This is a genomic window from Micromonospora sp. NPDC023737 (assembly GCF_040639715.1).
In the GTDB taxonomy this organism is placed as follows: Bacteria; Actinomycetota; Actinomycetes; order Mycobacteriales; family Micromonosporaceae; genus Micromonospora.
Genome location: NZ_JBFAAL010000022.1, coordinates 45,783 through 66,363, shown reverse-complemented (window position 1 = coordinate 66,363; position 20,581 = coordinate 45,783). Strand labels below are relative to the sequence as shown.

Here is a 20,581-nt window from a genome sequence, read left to right as displayed (position 1 = left end):
GGTCAATCGGCGGGTGGTCGGGTGGGTTCCGGGCCGGTGGATGCGCCGTACGGTCGGTCACGTGGCCACGGATGAAGATCGAGATCGGCTCGCGGCGCAGCTCCTGGAGTTGCCGGTGCAGGCGGTCTAGCGCCGTGTCCCGCCGCACTTCACCGAGGACCGCTACGGCCTCCGGACGACGTTGGTGCCGGCTGAAGCGACCGACTACGAGGACGAGCCGGGTCTCGAGGTGAAGTTGGTTGCCTGACCTGATCCGTACGGCTCAGGGGCCGGCCGGTGGTTGGTGCGGTGTGGACGATGGTGAGGTCCTACGCGCGGATGCCGTGTGACACCTCGGCCGCCTCCAGCCAGCGCCGGTACCAGCGGGCGAACCCGAGCGGTGTCCCGTCGTCGTCGTGGAGCGGCCGGAAACCACCGTCGTCGGCCGTGTCGTCCGCCCACATCTGGCCCCGTGCCGGGCCGCTGACAACGAGAGCCTCTCGCAGCGCGCAGCCGAGATGACACAGGTACAGCAGGCCGACCGAGTGTTCGGGCTTGTAGACGACGGCTTGGTGCTGTTCCCAGTACGCGTCCTCAGCCGCGTTGAACTCCTCCTCCGAGTCGTAGTCCTCCTCGTCCGGCGGATCCGGCAGACCGTCGACAGGGTTGAACGCCTCGACGTGTGGGAAGGGCAGCTTGAGAGTGTCCCGCTCGGTCAGATCGGCGCCGTCGCCCTCCCACTGCCAGTGCCCGTCGAGCTTCCGGATGGGGAAGAGTCCGTAGGCGGGCCCTGCACCCCCTCGCCCCGCTTCCAGCAGGAAGGACCGGTACTCGCCGGGCAGGGTGATTTGAAGCTCAGCCTCTGCGTCGGCCAGATCGTCGGCGCTCAATGGCGGCTCAAGCTCCCAACCGTGGCCTGAATAGCTGAAGTCGTCGACGACGTCCGGCGCAGCGGCCAGCCGCGCAAGCCGTTCACGTACATCTGACCAGTCGCAGCGCGTCACGGGCGGCACGATACAAGGCCGCGCGAAATGTTCCGAACCCGCCTGCCGTGCAGGGCGTACCGCCGGCGAAGCGTAGCGGTCAGCCGACCAGTGTGAGCCCGAGGAAGATGATCGCCGCCAGCGGCAGGGCGGCAACCAGTGCGAGCGCTCGCTGCCGGAACGTCCGTCCGATGAGCGCGACGATCAGGACGGCGAGGGCCACGTCGATGGCGACGTTCCACCCGGCGCCCGGGGGATAGTTGGGGTCGCTGGCGTGGCGGGCGAACCTCGCCGCTTCCTCGAAGAACACCGCGGCCGGCAGCGCGCTGCCGATGATCTGTCGCCAGCCCGTCTTGCGGGCCCAGGTGCCGCCGGTGCCGAAGACGACCCCGGCGAGGACGCCGAAGAGCATCCAGAGCAGCGACGACGGTTGCCACAGCACGGCCAACGCGTCGCCTTGGATGAGCGCCGCCGCCAGGTAGTAACTGGGCACGGCCACGACGAGCAGGACGGTCGCGCCCAGGGCCGGGCGTACCCGGCCGGATCGGACCCAGTAGCCGAAGGCGAAGGCGGCGACCGCCCAGGTGGCGGTGGAGTTGCCGAGTTCGGCGAACGGGTACGGCACCGACGTGATCCACAGGAAGTCGAGGGCGCCGAGCAGGATGCCTCCCGCCACGGCGGCGAGTGCTGTCGTTCGCTGATCAGGATGCACGGCGGGCAGCATACTCAGTATGCCCTCGTGTGGATCTGCCAGCCGCGGGGGCGTTCCCGGCAGACCCGAGGACAGGGCGCGCGACAGGATGGCCACCACCCCGATCGTCCGGTTCGGGACAGAGCGCGGAGATCGAGGCGGTGGTCGCCGCCACGGGTGCGGTCCGAACCTCCGGGCCGCCGCGGCGCATCCGTCTTTCCCGCCGGCCGCTCAGCGGCGGGCGGCCCCGTCGACGATCTCGGCGATCGCGTCGAACGGTTGGTACTGGCCGATCTCCTTGGCGAGGACCTCGACCCGGGAGCGGTAGGCCGGGTCGCCGAGGACCGTCTGCACCGCGGTACGCAGGTCCGCCACCTGCGGCGTGCCGGTACGCAGGTTGACGCCGGTGCCGGTCCACTCGACCCGTTCGGCCACCTCCGGCTTGTCCTCGCTGGCGCCGGCGACCACCAGCGGCACCTCGTGGTACAGGGCGGTCTGCACGCCGCCGTAACCGCCGTTGGTGACCAGTACGTCGGCGTGGGGCAGCAGCCGGTCGAACGGTACGAAGCCGGCCAGCCGGACGTTCTCCGGTACCTCGGGCAGCGCCTGGCGTACCAGGTCCGGCCCGTCTTCGCGTGCGGTGGCGGCCACCACGAGGACGTCGAGGTCGGCGAGGGCACGCAGCGTGGGGATGACCAGTTCGTTCAGGTCGACGTTGGCGACCGTGCCCTGGGTGACGACCACCACCGGACGGCCGGCCGACAGCTCGGGCCACCACGCCGGCTCGACGTAGTCGCGGCCGACGGTCGGGGGCAGCATGCCGACGAACCGGAAGTTCGCCGGAAGGTTGTTGCGTGGAAACTCGAAGCCGGGCACGGTCAGCTGCAGGTAGTGGTCCGTGCGCTGCAGGGGCGCCTGGAAGAGCAGGTCCGGCAGCGTCGCGCCCAACGACTCGAACGTCGCCTCGGTGAACTTCTGCAGCTGGACGAGGACGTCGGGCACCTCGGCGTGCTGCGCCGCGTTGCCGCTGTCCGCCTGCTCGTCCGGCGTCGACTCGGTACCGGCGTCGACCGGTGCGGTGTCCTCGCGCGGGAGCAGCACGGGGATGGTGCCCAGCGTCACGAGCGTCGGGCGGTGCTCCGGCGGCGTGGAGAGGTTCAGCACCGGAATCGACAGGAACCCGAGCTCGCCGATGATCACATCGGCGGGGAACTCGGCCAGCAGCGCCCGCAGACCGCGCACCTGCGCGGGCAGGTGGCCGACGAAGACGTTCTCGAAGTCGAACGCCAACTGGGCCGGGCCCGGCGGGAGGGTGGCCCGCACCGGGTAGAGCTTGTCGAACTCCCGGTCGTCGAGGTCGGCCTCCAGGGGCAGCGCCCGGAACCGTGCACCGATCGCGAGCGCGTGCTGCTCGAAGCGGGACCCGGTGTACACGACCACCTCATGGCCACGCCTGACCAGCTCCGCCGCGACCGTGAGGACCGGGCTCACGTGCCCCTGGAAAGGGGTCGCCCCAACTACTACCTTCGCCATCCGGATCTCTCTCGTCTCGAAGCTGCCGGGCCCCGCGCGGTCCGACCAGCACTTCCAGCACGGAAGATCCGGCCTGAGCGTTCACGTGATCTGCGCTACGTCGACGACCGGCCGTACCGCGTGGGGGTGCCGAACCGGACGGCGCGGCCGGCGTACCTGCCGGGGTGCGTTGCGGCGGAGTCGGGACGGCACGATGCGTCACCTACTGGCGGACCTTGCGCCGGGCTGCGCCGGCGAGCAGATAGACGCCGGCGACGAGGGTGACCAGACGTACGACGAAGATCACCGCACCGATGATCGCCGCCAGCGCGCCCATGGCGATGATGCCGTACGGCAGCCAGTCCGTCTCCGGGATGATGCGTGCCGACTCCGGGTCCTGCGGCAGGTAGGAGACCGTCGCGGTGGAACCGACCCTCGGGCGCTTGCTGCTCTGTTCCGGCTCGGTGAACTCCACCGGCCGGTTGTCCGAGGTGGTGAACGTCAGGACCCGCGAGTACATCATGCGGCCGTCGGTGTCGCGAGAGCTCGTGACCCCGGTGACGGTGGCGGTCGTCGACGTCCCACCGGCGTACGGCTGATGCTGGCCGTGCCACCACCAGCCGATCCCGACGAACAGCAGGCCGACGGCGAGCACCACAAGGGAGCCGAAGATGCCGGTCCGCTTGCGTCCGCCGGGAACGTCGATGCCGACCAGCCCGTCGGCGATGAGCGTCGCGCCGGCGGCGGCGCGTGCTCCCCTGCCGGTCAGAATTCCGGCCAGGCTCCTCATGATCTGGTTGGGCATGTCAGCCGTCCTCCGGTCGCCAATCAGGTCCAGCGTTGTCACCGCACCCACGTGGCGAGGACGGCGCCGGTTCGGCCGGCCGTCACCCAAGTGATCTGGATCTCGTGCTCGTGCAGTCGGTTGTCCATCGCGGCAGGGGCAGGAGGGGATGAGGTCGCCGGGGGAGCCCTACCGCGGGGTGTCCATCGGCTTGGAGCAGAGGACGTCGGGAAACGGCAGGTAGCCGAGGGCCTGCCAGAACCGGAGCGCCCCGTCGTCCTCCGGCAGGACCAGCAGGTTCACTCGCGGGCAGCCCACGGCTGCGAACCGCAGCTCGAGTTCACCGATCAGGCGGGTGGCGACGCCCTGCCGGCGGCACGCCGGGTCGACGGCCAGCCGGAGGATCCACCCTCGCCGACCGTCGTAGGTGCCCAGCACCACGCCCACGACCGTCTCGCCGGTTTCGGCCACGAGGAAGAGCTGTGGGTCGCGCAGCAGCTTCGTTTCCAGCTCGTCTCGGGGTAGGACGTCGCGGCCCGCCGACCTCCACAGCTCGGTCACGGCGTCGTAGTCCGGCCAGCGAAACTGCCGTACACCGATCATCACGCCCGTCCTTCCCCACGGCGACGGCGGTGAGCGTAGCCTGCGGTCTTCGAGGGTGCGCGGGCAACGTGTGGCGCGGCCGGCCAGGTCAGGCCGGCGTCCGGTCAGCCGGGGGCTCCGCCGAATCCGATCTCGTTCCCGTCGGGGTCGACGTACGTGATCTTCCGTACGCCGTTCTCGTACGTCTCCTGTCTGGCCGGCTCCAGCCCTCGCTCGGCGGCCGCGGCCACCCGGCTCTCCAGGTCGTCGACGAAGATGGTGTGCCTGGCGTGGCCGGCGTGCTCGGGTAGCCGTTCGATGTAGACGAACCGGTGTTCGGCGAGTTCCCACACGGCTTCGGTGTCGTTCGGGAGGAACGCGGGCGGGGTGCCGAGCAGCCTCTCGTACCAGGTCCGCGCCGCGCCGTAATCGCTGACGGGGATTCCCGCGAACAGGTCGACGGCCATTCGGCCAGGCTAACCGGACGCGGGATCCGGGTGGGGGAGGACGCGGGCGGGCACCGGCGCGGTGCCTGTTTTCTGTGCTTCGAGTACGCGTCGAGGACCGGTCACCTGCCCGCCGCGGTCCGCGCCTGCCGTGTCAAGATCACTGCCATGAATCTCGATGATCTCGCCCGCCAGGTCAACGCCAGGGCCCGGCTCACCGGCGAATTCGTGCTGCGTTCCGGACGGGTGGCCACCGAGTACTTCGACAAGTATCAGTTCGAGGCCGACCCCGTCCTGTTGGACGCCCTGGCCGAACAGATGGCCGCCCTGGTGCCCGCCGGCACGGAGGTGCTCGCCGGGCTGGAGATGGGCGGCATCGCCGTCGTCACGGCGCTCGGCCGGCACACCGGGCTGCCGTGCGCGTTCGTCCGCAAGGCGGCGAAGCCGTACGGCACCGCGCGGCTGGCCGAGGGCGCGGAGGTCGCCGGGCGGCAGGTGCTGGTGGTCGAGGACGTGGTGACCTCCGGCGGGCAGGTGGTGCTCTCGACGAAGGAGCTGCGGCAGTTGGGCGCGCGCGTCGACGCCGCCGTCTGCGTGATCGACCGCCAGGAGGGCGGGGCCGAGGCGTTGGCCGCCGAAGGCATCGCACTGCGTGCGCTGCTCACCCGCGCCGACCTGACGCCGACCGACCCGGCCCGCTAGCGGCGAGATCGGAAACTCCGACTCCGGCGCCGCCCGGACCGGGGGTTAACCCCCGGCTCCAGCGGGGGTTGACCGGCAGGTGTGTGCGGGGGTACGTCGGATGGCTGTGCGGTGCGCGGACAGCGAGGCTGGTGGATAGATCAGCATCGTCCGAAGCCGGTCCGTCCACATGGCACGGCCGGCTGATCCTCGTATGGAGCACCCGATGACCGTCCTCGCGACATGCCTCAACGCCCTGCGCGGCTGGCACCGCCCGCTGGTGGCGAACGCGACGCTCATGTTCACCCTGGCCCTGGTCTCCGCCGTCGGTCTGTTCGTCGACGATCGCCTGCTGATGGGCGAATCGATCTGGGTGAAGCCGATGAAGTTCGGCTTCGCGATGGGGGCGTACGGCCTGACGCTCGCGTGGCTGCTCAGCAGGCTGAGCAGGGGCAGACGTCTCGGCTGGTGGCTCGGCACCGCCTTCGCGGTCGCCGGCCTGCTGGACGTGGGTGCCGTCGCCTACGCCGCCGCGCACGGCACCGTCAGCCACTTCAACAACAACGACGAGCCGGTCGCCGAAACCGTGCGGACGGTGTTCAACATCGGCGTCGCACCGCTCCTGCTGATCACCATGATCATCGCGGTGCTGGTCCTGATCCAACGCACCGGCGACCGTGCCATGTCCCGCGCCCTGCGCGCCGGACTCGGGCTCGCCATCGCCAGCATGGTCGTCGCGCTGTGGCTCAGCAACTCCGCGAGCGCCCGTACGGTGACCGACGCCAACGGCGACCCGGTATCCATGAACGGCGGCCACGGCATCGGCGACCCCGACGGCAACGGAATGTTCCTCACCCACTGGAGCACGACCGGTGGCGACCTGCGCGTACCGCACTTCGTCGGCCTGCACGCCATCCAGGTGCTGCTGTTCATCACCGCGATCCTGGGCGTACTCGCGGCGCGTCACGGTTGGCTCCGCGACGAACGGGTACGGGCCCGGCTGGTCGGTGTCGCCGGTCTCGGCTACACCGGGGTGTTCGTGGTGCTCACCTGGCAGGCGAAGCGGGGCCTGCCGTTGACCCGCCTCGATCGGCAGACACTGATCGCCTTCGTGGGAGTGGCGGTGTTCACCCTCGTGGCGGCCGCCGCGGTGGTCGTCGCCGCGCGGCGGCCGTCCGCGTCGCCCATCGGCGAGCGGCAGCGCGACGAAGTGCGGGCGCGGGTGTGACGCCTCGAATCGCGATGCCCGGGGTGGACGACGCGTGACACCGGCGGGGCGCTGCGGCTGGGCGGTCCGGTCGCCCATTGGTAGCCTGGAGCTGCGCGACTGGCGAGGGTGGCTAACCACCGGGGAGCGCTGTCAGCTGGAGCATCGTCCGCCTGGGTGCTCCTCACCACGAGGGTGAGGAGCCGGACATGACCGCGACGTTGATGGACGGGCAGACCCTGTCCCGCAAGCTGCTCGACGAGACCGCGGAGCGGGCGGCGGCGTTCGAGCGTACGCAGGGACGGCGGCCGTGCCTGGCCACGGTCCTCGTCGGGGACGACCCCGCCTCGCACACGTACGTGCGGATGAAGGTGAACCGCTGCGCGGCGGTGGGCATCGAGTCGCGACGGGTGGACCTGCCGGCCTCTGTCGGCACGGAGGAGCTGGTGGGGGTGCTGCGGGAACTCTCCGCCGATCCCACCGTGGACGGCATCCTGTTGCAGCACCCGGTGCCGGCGCAGATCGACGAGCGCGCCGCGTTCGAGGCGATCGTCGCGGACAAGGACGTCGACGGGGTGACCGGGGCGTCGTTCGCGGCGATGGCGTTCGGGGAGCGCGGATTCGTGTCCGCCACACCGGCCGGCATCATGCGTCTGCTCGACGCGTACGACGTGCCGCTGCGCGGGCGCCGGGCGGTCGTCGTGGGGCGTAGCGCGATCCTCGGCAAGCCGGTGGGGATGCTGCTGCTGGCGCGGGACGCGACGGTGACGTACTGCCACTCCCGCACCGTCGACCTGGCTTCCCACGTCGCGGAAGCGGACGTGGTGGTGGCCGCGGCCGGCGTGCCGGAGCTGGTGCGCGGCGAGTGGATCAAGCCGGGGGCGGTGGTGGTGGACGCCGGCTACAACCCGGGCAACGTGGGCGACGTCGAGTTCGCGGCCGCCGCCGACCGGGCGAGCCTGATCACTCCCGTGCCGGGCGGGGTGGGGCCGATGACCATCGCGATGCTGCTGTCGCAGACCGTGGACGCCGCCGAACTGCACGGCTGACCCCTGGCCGGTGCGAGCCGGCCGTACCGGGGCCCGGAGTCGGCGGCGGACCGGCCCCGCCGCCGACCGGCAGGCGGCGGAAACAGATCGGGCGGCGGGTGAACCAGCCGGGCCGGCGCACCGTCATGCATGCGGAGACGGTACGCAGGGAGGAACAACAGAAATGCGACCCACGCCCGGCGCCGGTGGCTCGTCGAAGCTGCGCAGCCTGCTCACCGACGTGTCCCGTCGTGCTCGACGAGGCTTGACGCCGCCGTCCCCGGCGGGGCGGGTGCTGCGCGGCGGGTGGGCGCGGCTGGACACTCCGCTGCGGCGGGGCGTCGCGGCGGGCGCGGTGTTCGCGCTGGCCGCGGCGGCCGGAGTCGCGGCCGTGTCCGGGTTCGGCGCCGCCACCGCCGACGACGTGCGGACCGGCCAACCGGTGCCGGCCAGCCAGGTGCAGACCATCTCCGCCGCCGCGCTGGCCTGCCCGACGCTGACCCCGGCTCGTCTCGCCGGGCAGGTGATGGCCGCGTCCGGGTTCGATCCGGCGGCCCGCACCGAGGGCGGCGGTACGGGTGTCGCCGGCCTGACCGACGCCGTGTGGGACGAGTGGAAACCGGGGGCGGACGCGCGGCGGGAGGACCCGGAGGCGAACATCGTCGCGCTCGCGCACTACATGTGCGACCTCGCCGGGCAGGTACGGCAGACCGACCCGAACGGTGACCGGTGGCAGCTGGCGTTGGCGGCGTACCGCTCCGGGCTGTCCGCGGTCCGTGACGCCGGCGGCGTGCCGGACGAGGCCGAGCGGTACGTCGGCGTGGTGGCGGGCTACGCCGGCTGGTACGCGCGCCAGCCGGAGTTCACCCAGAGCAACCCGACCCGGTCCCCGGGTCCGGTCGGCGGGGTGGAACCGAGCGCGGGTACGCCGGCGATGCCGGTGCCGGACGCCTACCTGCCGGCGATCCTCGCCGCCGGGAAGGTCTGTCCGGCGGTGCCGTCGACGCGGGTCGCCGCCCAGCTGATGGCGGCGTCGGCGTTCAACCCGAACCTGTTCGGCTCGAACGGCGCGCAGGGCATCGCACAGTTCAACCCCGAGGTGTGGGCGCGGTACGCCCCGAACTCCGCCACCGCCTCGCCGTGGGATCCGCACCAGGCGATCGGGGCGCTCGGTGCGGTGATGTGCCGGCTGGTCCGGGAGGTCGGCCAGGTGGGACAGGGCGACACGTACCAGAAGGCGCTCGCCGCGTTCCAGTGGGGACCGGAGGCGGTGCAGCGGGCCGGCGGCGTGCCGGACTCGCCGGCGGTGCGCAGGTTCGTCGCGCTGACCGAGGCGTACACCAGCAGCTACCAGCGTGATTCCCGGTTGCCGGGGCCCCGCCCGACGGCGTCCGCGGGTGTTCCGTCGCGCTCGCCCGCGGGTCCGGGCGGTGCGGCCACGCCGAGCCGGCCGGCGCAGGGTGGTCCGGTTCCGGGCGGCACGGCCACCGGGGGACCGGCGCAGCCCGGCGGCACGAAGACCGCCGCGCCGCCGCCACCGGCGACGACCCCGAAACCGCACACCAGCACCGCGCCGGCGAACCCGGGGCCGCAGCCGGTGAGCGGGGCCGGCCCGATCATCGGGTACGGCAGCGACCGGTGCATCGACGTGACCGACGGCGCGTACACGAGCAACCCGCAGTTGCAGATCTGGACCTGTAACGGCGGCCCGAACCAGCGGTGGACGTTCTACAGCGATGGGACGGTCCGGGCGTTCGGCCGGTGCATGACGGTGGCGGGCGGGTCGACGGCGGACGGCGCGAAGATCCTGCTGAGCAGTTGCACCGGTAGCTCTGCCCAGAAGTTCAACCTGAACCAGGCGCATGACCTGGTGAACAAGCGTGCCGACAAGTGCGTCGACGCCAAGGACATGCAGACCGGCAGCGGTACGCGGTTGCAGCTGTGGGCCTGCGGGGGCACCTCCAACCAGAAGTGGCACCGCTGAGTCGGGTCGCGGCACGAAGAAGGGGGCGCAGTCGTTCGGCTGCGCCCCCTTCGCCGTTGGTTTGTCGAAGGGCTTGCCGCGATGGTGACCGGATTCGTGCGCCGACCCCGGGCGAGCGGGTTTGATCCCGGAGGCGCGGCAGCCTCGCCGTCCGGCAGGGCGACTGGCACGTGGGCAGGCCGGCCCGGCGTCTGAGAATGTGCGCGTCCGGCCGCGGTGCGAGCGGCCGGACGCGCTCGTGCCACAGTACGTCACACCGTCCCTTCCTTCGAGTGCGTGGATCGAGTCGCCGGGCCGCGATTCGTCGCGGGAGCGGTCGGAAATCCGTTGCGGAGTGAGTACTCACTCCGTACGTTTCGAGGTATGACGAACACGCCTGCCCGGCGACGCGCGCCGGGAATGAGTCCGGAGCAACGACGAGAAGCCGTGGTACGGGCGGCGCTGCCGCTCGTCGCGGAGCACGGTGCCAGCGTCACCACGGCCCAGGTGGCCCGCATGGCCGGCATCGGTGAGGCCACGATCTTCCGGGTCTTCAACGACAAGGACGAGTTGCTCGACGCCGTGGTCGCCGCAGCACTCGACCCGGCCACGGTGCTGGGTGAACTCCGCTCGATCCCGCTGGACCAGCCGCTGGCGGACCGGCTGGTCGAGGCCGCTGACGCGCTGGAGGCCCATCTCGGACGGATGGGCACGGTGCTCGGCGCCCTGCACGCGTCCGGCCACGGTCGGTCGCGGCGGCGAGGCGAGGCGCCGCGCGAGCGGTCGGCCGGCCGGGACGCGAGCCAGGCGGAGACCCGGGACGCCGTCGCCGCCTTGCTGGAGCCGGAGCGGGAGGCGCTGCGCCTACCGGTCGAGCAGGTGACCGAGGTGTTCCTCACGTTCGTGGGCGGCCGGGGCCGATTCGCTGGCGGAGGTGCCTCGGAGCTGTCCAACCGGGAACTGGTGGAGCTCCTCCTGCACGGTGCCCTCCGCGCAGCGGGCGACGGCCGGGTGACCGGGTGATCCAGGCGGGTGGCCGCTCCGGGATCAGGTCCCAAGAGCGGGCCGACGGTGAGCCGGGCCGGGTGAACTCCCCGGGTCGTTGCGGAGGGCAACGATTCGGCCGGTAGGTTCTGCGGCGGAACCACGGTTACGTGCGAGGAGGCTGCAGTGCAGACGACGACGGTCGACGTCAAGACCAGCGACGGGGTGGCGGACGCCTACCTCGTACGCCCCGACGGGGAGGGTCCCTTCCCGGCCGTGCTGGTCTTCATGGACGCGTTCGGGCTACGGCCCCGGATGGTCGAGATGGCCGAGACCATCGCCGCCCGCGGGTACGTGGTGCTGGTGCCGAACCTCTTCTACCGGGCCGGCCGGTCGCCGCTGTTCGACCTCTCGATGCTCGGCGACGCGGAGCAGCGGGGCAAGATCTTCGAGAAGATCGGCCCGTACATGGCCGCGCTGACCCCGGAGGTCGTCACCCGCGACACCGCGGCGTACCTGGACTACCTGGCCGCACGCGACGACGTCGCGGCCGGGCCGGTCGCCATCGTGGGCTACTGCATGGGCGGGATGAACGCGCTGCGGGCCATCGAGGCGTACCCGGACCGGATCGCCGCGCTGGGTAGCTTCCACGCGGGCCGAGTGGTCACCGACGCCGCCGACAGCCCGCATCTCGGGGTCGGCTCGGTAACCGGCGAGCTCTACTTCGCGCATGCCGACCAGGACCACTCGATGACCGCCGACCAGATCGCCACCCTGGAGCGGACCCTCGACGCCGCCGGCGTCCGGTACCGCTCCGAGGTGTACGAGGGCGCGCCCCACGGGTTCACCATGTCCGACACCGCCGCCTACGACGAGGCCGCCGAGAAGCGGCACTGGGCTGCCATGTTCGACCTGCTCGACCGCACGTTCGGCCGTTGAGCCACGGAACGAGTGCCGGGCCCGACCGGTCGGGCCCGGCACAGTGCTCAGGATGCTGAACCGCTGAGCCGAACACCTAAGCCCAGAGGCACGAGGGGCATCCTCCGGCCGTCGGCGGGTGATGCGCCCGGCCTCCCGATCGGACAGGATGACGGGGACGATCAGCGTCGTACTGCGCGACGACCACCCGGCCCGCCGAAGGTCCCGCAGGCGACCCGTGAGAGGAGACCCGTGCCGTCCACCCTGCTCTCCCGGCGCGATCTGCGGTTCCTGCTGTACGACTGGCTGGACGTGACCCGGCTGACCGTCCGCCCCCGCTACGCCGAGCACTCCCGGGAGACCTTCGACGCCGTGCTCGAACTGGCCGAGCGGGTGGCCACCGAACACTTCGCCCCGCACAACCGGGCGGCCGACCTCGACGAGCCCACCTTCGACGGCCGGCAGGTACGCCTGATCCCCGAGATCAACACAGCGCTGGACGTGTTCGCGGAGACCGGCCTGCTGGCGTCCACGCTGGACGATTCCGTCGGCGGCATGCAGCTGCCGCACACCGTGGCCGCCGCCTGCTTCGCCTGGTTCCAGGCCGCGAACGTGGCCACCTCGGCGTACCCGATGCTCACTCTCGGCAACACCAACCTGCTGCTCGCCCACGGCAGCCCGGAGCAGATCGACACCTGGGCGCGTCCGATGATCGAGGGACGCTTCTTCGGCACCATGTGCCTCTCCGAGCCGCACGCCGGCAGCTCGCTGGCGGACATCACCACCCGGGCCGAGCCCCAGGCCGACGGCACCCACCGGCTGTACGGCACCAAGATGTGGATCTCCGGTGGGGAGCACGAGCTGGGCGAGAACATCGTCCACCTGGTACTGGCCCGACGTCCCGACGGCCCGCCCGGGGTGAAGGGGATATCGCTGTTCATCGTGCCGAAGCTGCTCCTCGGCCCGGACGGCGAGCCCGGCGAACGCAACGACGTCGCGCTGATCGGCCTGAACCACAAGATGGGCTACCGGGGCACGACCAACACCCTGCTCAGCTTCGGCGACGGCGCGCACCACCCGGCCGGCCGGGCCGGTGCCGTCGGCTACCTGGTGGGCGAGCCGCACCAAGGGCTGGCGCAGATGTTCCACATGATGAACGAGGCCCGGATCGGGGTGGGCGCCGGCGCCACCGCCCTCGGCTACACCGGCTACCTGAAGTCTCTGGAGTACGCCCGGCAGCGGCCGCAGGGCCGGCCCCTGGCCGACAAGGACCCGACGGCACCACAGGTGCCCATCGTCGCCCACCCCGACGTGAAACGGATGCTGCTCGCGCAGAAGAGCTACGTGGAGGGCGCGCTGGCGCTGGTGCTCTACAGCGGGCGGCTGCTCGACGAGGAGAAGAGCGCCCCGGAGCCGGCCGACCGGGCCCGCGCCCACCTGCTGCTCGACACGCTCACCCCGATCGTGAAGAGCTGGCCGTCGCAGTGGTGTCTCGCCGCCAACGACCTGGCCATCCAGGTGCACGGCGGCGCCGGCTACACCCGCGACCACGACGTCGAGCAGCACTGGCGCGACAACCGGCTCAACCCGATCCACGAGGGCACCCACGGCATCCAGGCGCTGGACCTGCTGGGCCGCAAGGTCACCCTGCGTGACGGGGCGGGCCTGGCCGCGCTGGCCGAGACGATCGGCACGACCGTCGAGCGGGCCCGGAAGATCGGTGGCGAGACCACCGAGCTGGCCGAGCAGCTCGCAGTGGTCGTGCGGCGGCTCACCGACGTCACCAGGCGGCTCTGGAGCGCCGGTGACCCACAGCTCGCGCTCGCCAACGCCACCGTCTACCTGGAGGCGGCCGGTCACGTAGTGATCGCCTGGATGTGGCTGGAACAGCTGCTCGTCGTCGAGGCGGCCGGCTCCGCCGCGCCGGACGCCGACCTGTACAGCGGCAAGCGGCACGCCGCGCGTTGGTTCTTCCGGTACGAGCTGCCCCGCACCGGTCCGCAGTTCGACCTGCTGGCCAGCCTGGACCGGACCACCCTGGAGATGCGCGACACCTGGTTCTGAGCGGGCGACCGCCCTGCCCGGGCAGGGCCTTCGCGGTCAGGCCTCGCGACGGGCGACGTAGACCGTGTTGGTCGACTCACCACCGGTCAGCGGATTGGGAAACGGCACGACGTGTGCCTGCGCGGTGGCGAAGACCTCGGTGAGGGCCTCCTCGAACGCCGGGTCGGGCGGATCGTCCGACCAGAGTGCGAACACCCCGCCGGGGTGCAGGCGACCGGCGAGCCGCCGCAGCCCGGCCGGCGTGTAGAACGCAGCGTTCCGCGGGTGCAGCACGTGCCGCGGAGAGTGGTCGATGTCGAGCAGCACGGCGTGGAAGCGACGCTCCGGCCGGTCCGGGTCGAACCCGTCGCCCTCGACGGCCGCGAAGAAGTCGGCCCGTACGAGACGGGTCCTCGGGTCGTCGGCCAGGCCGGCGGCGAACGGCAGCAAGCCGCGCCGGTGCCAGTCGATGACGTCCTCGATCGCCTCCACGACGATCAGCGACCGCACACGGTCGTCGGCGAGCGCGGTGCGCGCGGTGTAGCCGAGACCGAGACCACCGACGACCACCTCCAGCTCGCCGCCGCCCAGCGGGGCCAGGCCGAGCCGGGCCAGCTCGATCTCCGCGACGGGGAAGAGGCTGGACATCAGGAACTCGTCGTCGAGCTTGACCTCGTACACCTCGACCTGAAGTGCCGGGTCGCGGCGCCGGCGCAGGCTGATCAGGCCGATCGGCGTCTCCCGCCAGGCCAGTTCCTCGAAGCGCGCGCCCACACAGTCCTCTTCTCGCCGGTTCAGTGCGGGATGCTACCCGGGTTCGGTCAACCGACCCCGAGCGCGCACGCCGCCGCCACTGCCGTCATCGCGATCGCGACCGCGCCGACCGGGCGGCGCAGCGGAGGACTCCGGCGCAGCAGGACCAGCAGCGTGCCGGTCGCCAGCGACGCGAAAGCCGCCACGGCGGCGACCCAGACCTGGCCGGCGGCCCGCGGCACCTCCGGGTCGCCCAGGGCCGAGACGCCGGTGGCGACGGCCAGCCAGCTCGCCGGGGTGACGACCGCGCAGAGCAGCGCCAGCGCCGCGGCGCCGTGCGCCGGCCCGGGGAGCACCGGATCGCTGCGGTCGGGACGCTGCCACGGCCGGCCGCCGTCGGAGGGATTCACGGCGGCGACTGTACGGCACCACACCACCGAGGCGGCGGCGTGCGTTACCGAAGGTTCACGGAAGATCGACGCAACGCATATCCTGTGCCCCGAGCGAGCACCGGAAGGGACGTCATGCCGTCGCGGCAGGACCAGCTGCACTCGTACCAGTTCACCGTCCAGCGGGCCGTCGCCGCGCTGGTCATGCGGGAGACCGATCCGGCGCAGTCGCCGTTCCGGCGGCTCGCCGGGGCCGCGCTGGCCAGCGTGCTGGTCGCCGCGATCGGGCTGGGCGGCTTCGCGCTGTACGGGCTCTTCGCAGGCGGCGGAAGCAACTGGCGGGACACCGGCGCGGTCATCGTGGAGAAGGAGTCCGGCGCCCGGTACGTCTACCGGGACGAGAAGCTGCACCCCGTCCTCAACTACGCCTCGGCGCTGCTGATCGTCGGCGCCGAGCAGCCGAGGACGGTGCTGGTGTCCCGCCGGTCCATCGAAGGCGTGCCGCGTGGCCTGCCGCTGGGGATCGCCGACGCTCCGGATTCGCTGCCCGCGCCGGCCCGGCTCGCGAACGACCCGTGGACGGTCTGTTCGATCACGCCCACCGACGTCGACCGCACCGTCCCGCGCTCGGTGCTGCTGATCGGCGAGGAGCCGCGCGGGGGCCGGCAGCTCGGCGACGAGGCGCTGCTGGCGCGGGATCCCGACGGCGGGTTGCACCTGCTGTGGCAGGCGCGCCGCTACCTGGTCCGCGACTCCGCCCGGGTGCTCGCCGCGCTGGCCACCACCCGGGCGCGGGCCGTGCCGGTGGCGGCCGCGCTGCTCAACACGCTGCCGGCCGGGGCCGATCTCGCGCCGCCGGCGCTGCCCGGCCTGGGTCAGCGGTCCGCCCGCGTACCGGGTGCCGAGATCGGCGACGTCTACCTGGTGCGGAACTCCGGCGGGGGCCGGCAGTACGCGGTGGCCGTCCGCGACGGGCTGGCCGGGATCACCGAGTTGCAGGCGAGTCTGCTGCTGGCGCGTACCGGCCAGGGCGAGGCGGAAGCGCTGACCCTCGGCCGGTTCGCCGAGCTGCCCCAGGTGGCCGGCCTGGTTCCGTCCGGTCCGGCCGCCCCGCCCGCGGTGCCACCACGGTTGGCGAGCGTCGACGGGGGCGGACTGTGTGCCCGGGTGGGCGACGACGCCGGGGTGGCGGAGCTTCGGGTGGGCGTACGCGCGCCGGACTCCGCCGCCGCGCCTCGCTCGGTCGCGACGGGGGGCGCGGTGCGCGCCGACCAGGTCGTGGTGCGGCCCGGCCGGGGCGCCGTCGTCGAGGCGGTCGCGGCGCCTGGTGCCACCGGCGGGGCGGTGTCGATCGTGACCGACCTGGGGCGGCGGCACGTGGTGGCCGACCGCGAGGCGCTGGCCATGCTCGGCTACCGCGACGTGCGCCCCACCCGGCTGCCGGCCGGCGTGGTGAGCCTGGTGACCGCAGGGGCCACGCTCGACCCGACGGCGGCGCGGGCCGTCGCCGCGCCGGGCTGACCGGTCGGAAGCTGTCCAGCCCGAGCCGATGGGCCGCGTTCGTCTGCTCCTCGGTCGGCGGGCCGGTGCCCAGGTCAGTCGGCGGGGCGGCGCAGCAGGGTGACGGCGAAGTCCGCGTCGTCACGCCAGGGGCGCAGGTCCCAGGTCGCGAAGCGGTGCTCCAGCCGCAGGCCGGCGGCGACCGCGTCGGCGTCGAAGTCGTTCAGTGGGTAGCCGCGGTCGGTGCCGAAGCCGACCGCGAGCACACCGTCGGGACGTAGGTGTGCGGCGAGGCGGCGCAGCACCTCCTGCTCGGTGCCCGGCGCGACGAAGGTGAGCACGTTCCCGACCAGTACCGCAGCGTCGAAGGGCTCGGCCTCGCCGACCGCGGGCAGGTCCAGCTCGGCCAGGTCACCGAGCAGCCAACGCGGGCCGGGATGATCGGCCCGGGCGGCCTCGACCAGCGCCGGATCGGCGTCCACCCCGATCACCGTGTGACCCCGCGCGGCCAGCGCGGCACCCACCCGGCCGGTGCCCGAGCCGGCGTCGAGGATCCGGGAACCGGGCGGCACCAGCGCGTCCACCAGACGAGCCTCGCCGGTCAGGTCCGCCCCCTCGGCCGCGAGCCGGCGGAACCGGTCGATGTACCACTGCGAGTGCTCGGGCCCGGTGTCTGTCTCCCAACGCGTCGCGCTTCCCATGCCGTTACCGTAACCAGCCCCATCCCCGCCCCCTCACGCAGTCTGGGCCCTCTTTCACGGAAAGAGTGGCCATCCCGCGTGAGATGGGCACTCTTTCCGTGAAAGTGCGTGCCGTCTGAGGTTCAGGCTTTTTCGGCGCCGCTGGTCAGGCCTTCGGTCAGGAGGCGTTCGGTGGCGAAGAAGAGGAGCACGATGGGCAGCGTGAGGACCACTGAGCCGGCCATCAGCACCGTCTTCGGCACCTCCACCCCGTCGGCCAGTTGCGCAAGACCCAGCGACACCGTCCACCGGTGCGGCTTGTCGACGAGGAAGAGCAACGCGAACAGGAACTCGTTCCAGGCGATCATGAAGTCGTAGAGCGCGACCGCCATGATCGATGGGGCGGCGAGGGGGAGACTGATTCGGCGGATGATGCCGAGCCGGCCGGCGCCGTCGATCGCGGCGGACTCCTCGAGGCTGACCGGGATGGTCTCGAAGTAGTTCTTGAGCATGTAGACCGAGACGGGCAGCGTCTGCGAGATGTAGACCAGCACCAGTCCGACCAGCGAGCCGCGCAGCCCCGCCCGGGTGAAGACCACGAACAGTGGGATGGCGATCACGATGGACGGGAAGAGGTAGACCGCCAGGAAGAGGAAGTCGACCTGGCGGCGGCCGAAGAAGCGCAGCCGGGACACCGCGTACGCGCCGGGGATCGCCACGACCAGGGTGAGCAGGGTCGCGGCGAGGGCGACGAGGCCGCTGTTGCGGATGAAGGCGAGGAATCCCTGGCCGCCGTCCTCGGTGGCCTTGAGCACCTCGGCGTACGTGCCGACGGTCAGCTCGCCGAGGCCGACCACCAGCGCGCCGGGGTCGAGCAGGAGCCGCTCGATCGGACGTAGCGAGAGAACCAGCATGTAGTAGAAGGGGAAGACGGTGACCAGCAGGAACGCGGCGATGACCAGCCGCCGCAGCCAGCGCAGTCCTACCGTCTCGACCCGGTCGCGGTCCATCAGTCCACCCTCCGGGCGAAGAAGCGCAGGTAGATCAGGACGAACACGACGAGCACCACGGCCAGCACCACCGCCTGCGCCGCGGCCGCGCCGATGTCGGTACGCGCGGTGAGGAACTCGTAGACCCGGATGCTGACGACCTCGGTGCCGGCGGCGCCCCCGGTGAGCAGGTAGACGTCGTCGAACTTGTTGAACGTCATGATGAAGCGCAGCACGCCGAGCAGCGCGATCACCGGCATCAGTTGGGGGAGCAGGATGTGCCGGAAGCGCTGCGTGGGGGTGGCGCCGTCGACCCGGGAGGCCTCCTCCAGTTCACCCGGCACGGCCTGGAGGCGGGCGAGCAGGAAGAGGAACGCGAACGGGAAGTAACGCCACGCTTCGAACGCGATCACGGTGGCGAGCGCGGTGGACTCCTGGGACAGGAACGGCACGGCCGTGTCCCAGCCGAGCAGCCGCTGACCCCAGTGGTTGACGATGCCGAGCTGCGGGTCGAGCATCACCTGCCAGACGAAGGTCATGGCGACCACCGGCGCCACGTACGGCAGCAGCATCGAAGCCCGTACCAGGGTGCGGCCCCGGAACGGGCGGCGGACGACCAGCGCCGCGACCAGGCCGAGCACGATCGACCCGGCGGTGCTGCCGATGCTGTAGATCAGAGTGGTGACCAGCGTGTCCGCGAAGCCCGGGGTGTGCAGCACCCGTTCGATGTTGTCCAGGGTGAATTCGCCGAAGAGGCCGGTGCGGCGCAGCGTGGCGAGCCGGACCCGCTGGAAGGCGAGCACCACGGTCCACACGATGGGGATGCCGATCACGGCGAGTACGACGAGCAGGGTCGGCGCGACCAGCGCGAGTCCGGCTCGGGACTCACGTCTGCGCAGGGTCAACGGGCGGCGCGGTCGCCGGCCGGCGGGTTGCTCCCGGATGGGGGAGCGGCCGGTGCCGGGTGCGGTGGTGGTCAATTGACGCCCGCCTTGATCGCCTCCACGTCCTTCTTCGCGCGGCCGGCGGCCGCTGCGGCGTCGGACTTGCCGGCGATCACGTCGTTGAGCGCCTTCGGCACCGGCAGTTCACCGAGGATCGCGCCGACGAGCTTGCCCTGCCCCTGGGTCAGCCCCCAGCGTTGGAACGTGTCCGGGCTGGTGCGCAGGTCGTCGAGGACCTGGTCGCCGTACACCTCGGCGAGCGGCTTCTTGGCGTCCACCCCGGCCTGGCTGGAGTTCCAGGCGGTGAGGAACTTCTCCGGTTCGTCCGCGGTGCCCTTGCGTACCGGGAACCGGCCCTCCGGGGACATGCCGAACCAGCGTGGGTAGGCGTCGCCGAGCAGGTACTCGACGAAACTCTTCGCCGGGTCGGCGGCGGCGCCGTCCAGCACGGTCCAGGAGCTGATCTCGCCGTACTGGGCCGGCGAGCCGTTCGGGCCCTTGATCGCGGTGACGAACCCGCTGTTCTTCGCCAGGAAGGTGGGGTCGGCCGCGCACTGCGGGCAGGTCGGTTTGGCGTCGTCGCGGAGCCCGGCCAGTTCGTCGAGGACGAACGGTGACCAGATCAGCATGGCCGCCTTGCCGGCGAAGTACGTGGCCCGGGTGGTGTCCACGTCCTGCGCGCCCTTGACCGAGTGGTTGCGCATCAGGTCGCCGTAGAACCGGAACGCCTCGACGCACTGCGGCGAGTCCAGCGTCACGGCGCCGGAGTCGTCGGTGAGCTGGCAGCCGTTGGCGAGCGCCAGGTGTTCGAACGTCTGCTGGGTGAAGACGTCGCCGGGCGCGGTCGCCGCGGTGATGCCGGCGATTCCGCCGGTGTTCAACCGGGCCGCCGCGGCGGCGATCCGCTCGTACGTGTCGGGCGCGGGGAGCCCGGCCGCGTCGAAGAGGTCCTTGCGGTAGACGAGCAGCTGACCCCAGCCGTCGCTGGGGACGGCGAGCTGACGACCGTCGTCGGCGGTCAACTCCAGGGCCCGGGGGGAGAACGTCTGCCGACCGAGCGTCTGCACGATCTCGCCGTTGGCGCGCGCGTGCAGCAGCTCGTTGCCGGCGAGGGTGCGGATGCCGGCCAGCGAGACGGAGCCGACCACGTCGGGCAGTTCCCCGGCGGCGGCGCTGGACGCGATGAGGGACGGGAACTGGTCCTCGTTGACGGTGACCAGCTCGACCTGGATCCCGGTCCGCGCGGTGAAGTCGGCGATGATCGCCCTGGTGGCGGTGACCCGGTCGGCGACGTCCTCCAGGCTCCAGACGGTGATCTTCTTGTCGTTGCTGTCGGTCCCGTCGTCGCCGCAGGCCAGCAGGGTGGATCCGGCGAGTGCCAGGACCAGGGTGGCGGTGAGCGTCCGCATCGGAGTGAATGACATCGGCGGCACTCCTCTCGAAGGGTACATCGGGGATTCAACCCCTTCGATTGATCAATTACAAGACATATGCCGATTTTTTGTTTTACGATGAAGCCCGGCGC

At 71.8% G+C, this 20,581-nt stretch carries 20 protein-coding genes and 1 riboswitch; of the genes, 8 read left to right on the top strand and 12 right to left on the bottom strand.

The features are described 5' to 3' along the window. Positions 1-308: 308 nt before the first annotated feature. The 6 genes from AB0F98_RS29185 to AB0F98_RS29160 all read right to left on the bottom strand — a co-directional run bounded on the left by AB0F98_RS29185 (position 309) and on the right by AB0F98_RS29160 (position 4,998). Positions 309-983 carry an SMI1/KNR4 family protein gene (locus tag AB0F98_RS29185; protein WP_357741914.1) on the bottom strand — a complete coding sequence of 225 codons (675 nt, stop codon included), beginning with the start codon at positions 981-983 and terminating at the stop codon, positions 309-311. 79 nt (positions 984-1,062) lie between these two features. Further along, the gene (locus AB0F98_RS29180; protein WP_357741911.1) at positions 1,063-1,674 is read right to left on the bottom strand and encodes a DUF6518 family protein; all 612 of its coding nucleotides are present in this window, start codon (positions 1,672-1,674) and stop codon (positions 1,063-1,065) included. A gap of 210 nt (positions 1,675-1,884) precedes the next feature. After that, on the bottom strand, positions 1,885-3,144 hold the full coding sequence (locus tag AB0F98_RS29175) for a nucleotide disphospho-sugar-binding domain-containing protein (protein ID WP_357741909.1): 1,260 nt from the start codon (positions 3,142-3,144) through the stop codon (positions 1,885-1,887). A 244-nt stretch (positions 3,145-3,388) separates the two neighbouring features. Next, positions 3,389-3,970 carry a DUF3592 domain-containing protein gene (locus AB0F98_RS29170; RefSeq protein ID WP_357741906.1) on the bottom strand — a complete coding sequence of 194 codons (582 nt, stop codon included), beginning with the start codon at positions 3,968-3,970 and terminating at the stop codon, positions 3,389-3,391. Positions 3,971-4,138: 168 nt separating this feature from the next. Then, on the bottom strand, positions 4,139-4,552 hold the full coding sequence (locus tag AB0F98_RS29165) for a GNAT family N-acetyltransferase (protein WP_357741903.1): 414 nt from the start codon (positions 4,550-4,552) through the stop codon (positions 4,139-4,141). 104 nt (positions 4,553-4,656) lie between these two features. Beyond that, positions 4,657-4,998, bottom strand: a complete 342-nt coding sequence (locus AB0F98_RS29160) for a VOC family protein (protein WP_357741900.1) — start codon at positions 4,996-4,998, stop codon at positions 4,657-4,659. Between the two features lie 147 nt (positions 4,999-5,145). On the opposite strand from AB0F98_RS29160, the gene AB0F98_RS29155 reads away from it, so the two are divergent. The 7 genes from AB0F98_RS29155 (at position 5,146) to AB0F98_RS29125 (ending at position 13,822) form a co-directional block, all read left to right on the top strand. Then, positions 5,146-5,679 (top strand): phosphoribosyltransferase family protein, encoded by a 534-nt coding sequence (locus AB0F98_RS29155; RefSeq protein ID WP_357741897.1) that lies wholly within the window; start codon positions 5,146-5,148, stop codon positions 5,677-5,679. A gap of 205 nt (positions 5,680-5,884) precedes the next feature. Beyond that, positions 5,885-6,886, top strand: coding sequence for a hypothetical protein (locus tag AB0F98_RS29150; protein ID WP_357741894.1), 1,002 nt, complete (start codon positions 5,885-5,887; stop codon positions 6,884-6,886). A gap of 85 nt (positions 6,887-6,971) precedes the next feature. Next, positions 6,972-7,051: riboswitch (ZMP/ZTP riboswitch) on the top strand. A 23-nt stretch (positions 7,052-7,074) separates the two neighbouring features. Continuing rightward, the gene (locus tag AB0F98_RS29145; RefSeq protein WP_357741891.1) at positions 7,075-7,914 is read left to right on the top strand and encodes a tetrahydrofolate dehydrogenase/cyclohydrolase catalytic domain-containing protein; all 840 of its coding nucleotides are present in this window, start codon (positions 7,075-7,077) and stop codon (positions 7,912-7,914) included. A 163-nt stretch (positions 7,915-8,077) separates the two neighbouring features. Further along, the gene (locus AB0F98_RS29140; protein ID WP_357741888.1) at positions 8,078-9,877 is read left to right on the top strand and encodes a ricin-type beta-trefoil lectin domain protein; all 1,800 of its coding nucleotides are present in this window, start codon (positions 8,078-8,080) and stop codon (positions 9,875-9,877) included. Positions 9,878-10,240: 363 nt separating this feature from the next. Continuing rightward, a complete protein-coding gene (locus tag AB0F98_RS29135; RefSeq protein ID WP_357741885.1) occupies positions 10,241-10,879 on the top strand; it encodes a TetR/AcrR family transcriptional regulator in 639 nt (212 codons plus the stop codon). Positions 10,880-11,026: 147 nt separating this feature from the next. Further along, positions 11,027-11,779, top strand: a complete 753-nt coding sequence (locus tag AB0F98_RS29130) for a dienelactone hydrolase family protein (RefSeq protein ID WP_357741882.1) — start codon at positions 11,027-11,029, stop codon at positions 11,777-11,779. Positions 11,780-12,010: 231 nt separating this feature from the next. Then, the gene (locus AB0F98_RS29125; protein WP_357741879.1) at positions 12,011-13,822 is read left to right on the top strand and encodes an acyl-CoA dehydrogenase; all 1,812 of its coding nucleotides are present in this window, start codon (positions 12,011-12,013) and stop codon (positions 13,820-13,822) included. A 36-nt stretch (positions 13,823-13,858) separates the two neighbouring features. On the opposite strand, the gene AB0F98_RS29120 is transcribed toward AB0F98_RS29125, so the two are convergent. After that, positions 13,859-14,575 (bottom strand): spermidine synthase, encoded by a 717-nt coding sequence (locus AB0F98_RS29120; protein ID WP_357741876.1) that lies wholly within the window; start codon positions 14,573-14,575, stop codon positions 13,859-13,861. A gap of 47 nt (positions 14,576-14,622) precedes the next feature. Then, on the bottom strand, positions 14,623-14,964 hold the full coding sequence (locus AB0F98_RS29115) for a hypothetical protein (protein WP_357741874.1): 342 nt from the start codon (positions 14,962-14,964) through the stop codon (positions 14,623-14,625). A 114-nt stretch (positions 14,965-15,078) separates the two neighbouring features. On the opposite strand from AB0F98_RS29115, the gene eccB reads away from it, so the two are divergent. Further along, entirely contained in the window at positions 15,079-16,464 is a 1,386-nt protein-coding gene (eccB, locus tag AB0F98_RS29110) for a type VII secretion protein EccB (protein ID WP_357741871.1), read from the top strand. Between the two features lie 74 nt (positions 16,465-16,538). Here eccB and AB0F98_RS29105 read toward each other — a convergent pair whose 3' ends face one another. From AB0F98_RS29105 to AB0F98_RS29090, 4 genes are all read right to left on the bottom strand, one after another. Continuing rightward, complete coding sequence (locus AB0F98_RS29105) at positions 16,539-17,144, bottom strand: class I SAM-dependent methyltransferase (protein WP_357741868.1); 606 nt, start codon at positions 17,142-17,144, stop codon at positions 16,539-16,541. A gap of 122 nt (positions 17,145-17,266) precedes the next feature. Further along, on the bottom strand, positions 17,267-18,133 hold the full coding sequence (locus AB0F98_RS29100) for a carbohydrate ABC transporter permease (RefSeq protein WP_357741865.1): 867 nt from the start codon (positions 18,131-18,133) through the stop codon (positions 17,267-17,269). Beyond that, complete coding sequence (locus tag AB0F98_RS29095) at positions 18,133-19,092, bottom strand: sugar ABC transporter permease (RefSeq protein ID WP_357741862.1); 960 nt, start codon at positions 19,090-19,092, stop codon at positions 18,133-18,135. Before AB0F98_RS29095 ends, AB0F98_RS29100 begins: the two co-directional genes overlap by 1 nt. Then, positions 19,089-20,480: an extracellular solute-binding protein gene (locus AB0F98_RS29090; RefSeq protein WP_357741859.1), complete on the bottom strand. Its 1,392-nt coding sequence runs from the start codon at positions 20,478-20,480 to the stop codon at positions 19,089-19,091. Before AB0F98_RS29090 ends, AB0F98_RS29095 begins: the two co-directional genes overlap by 4 nt. Positions 20,481-20,581 lie beyond the last annotated feature (101 nt).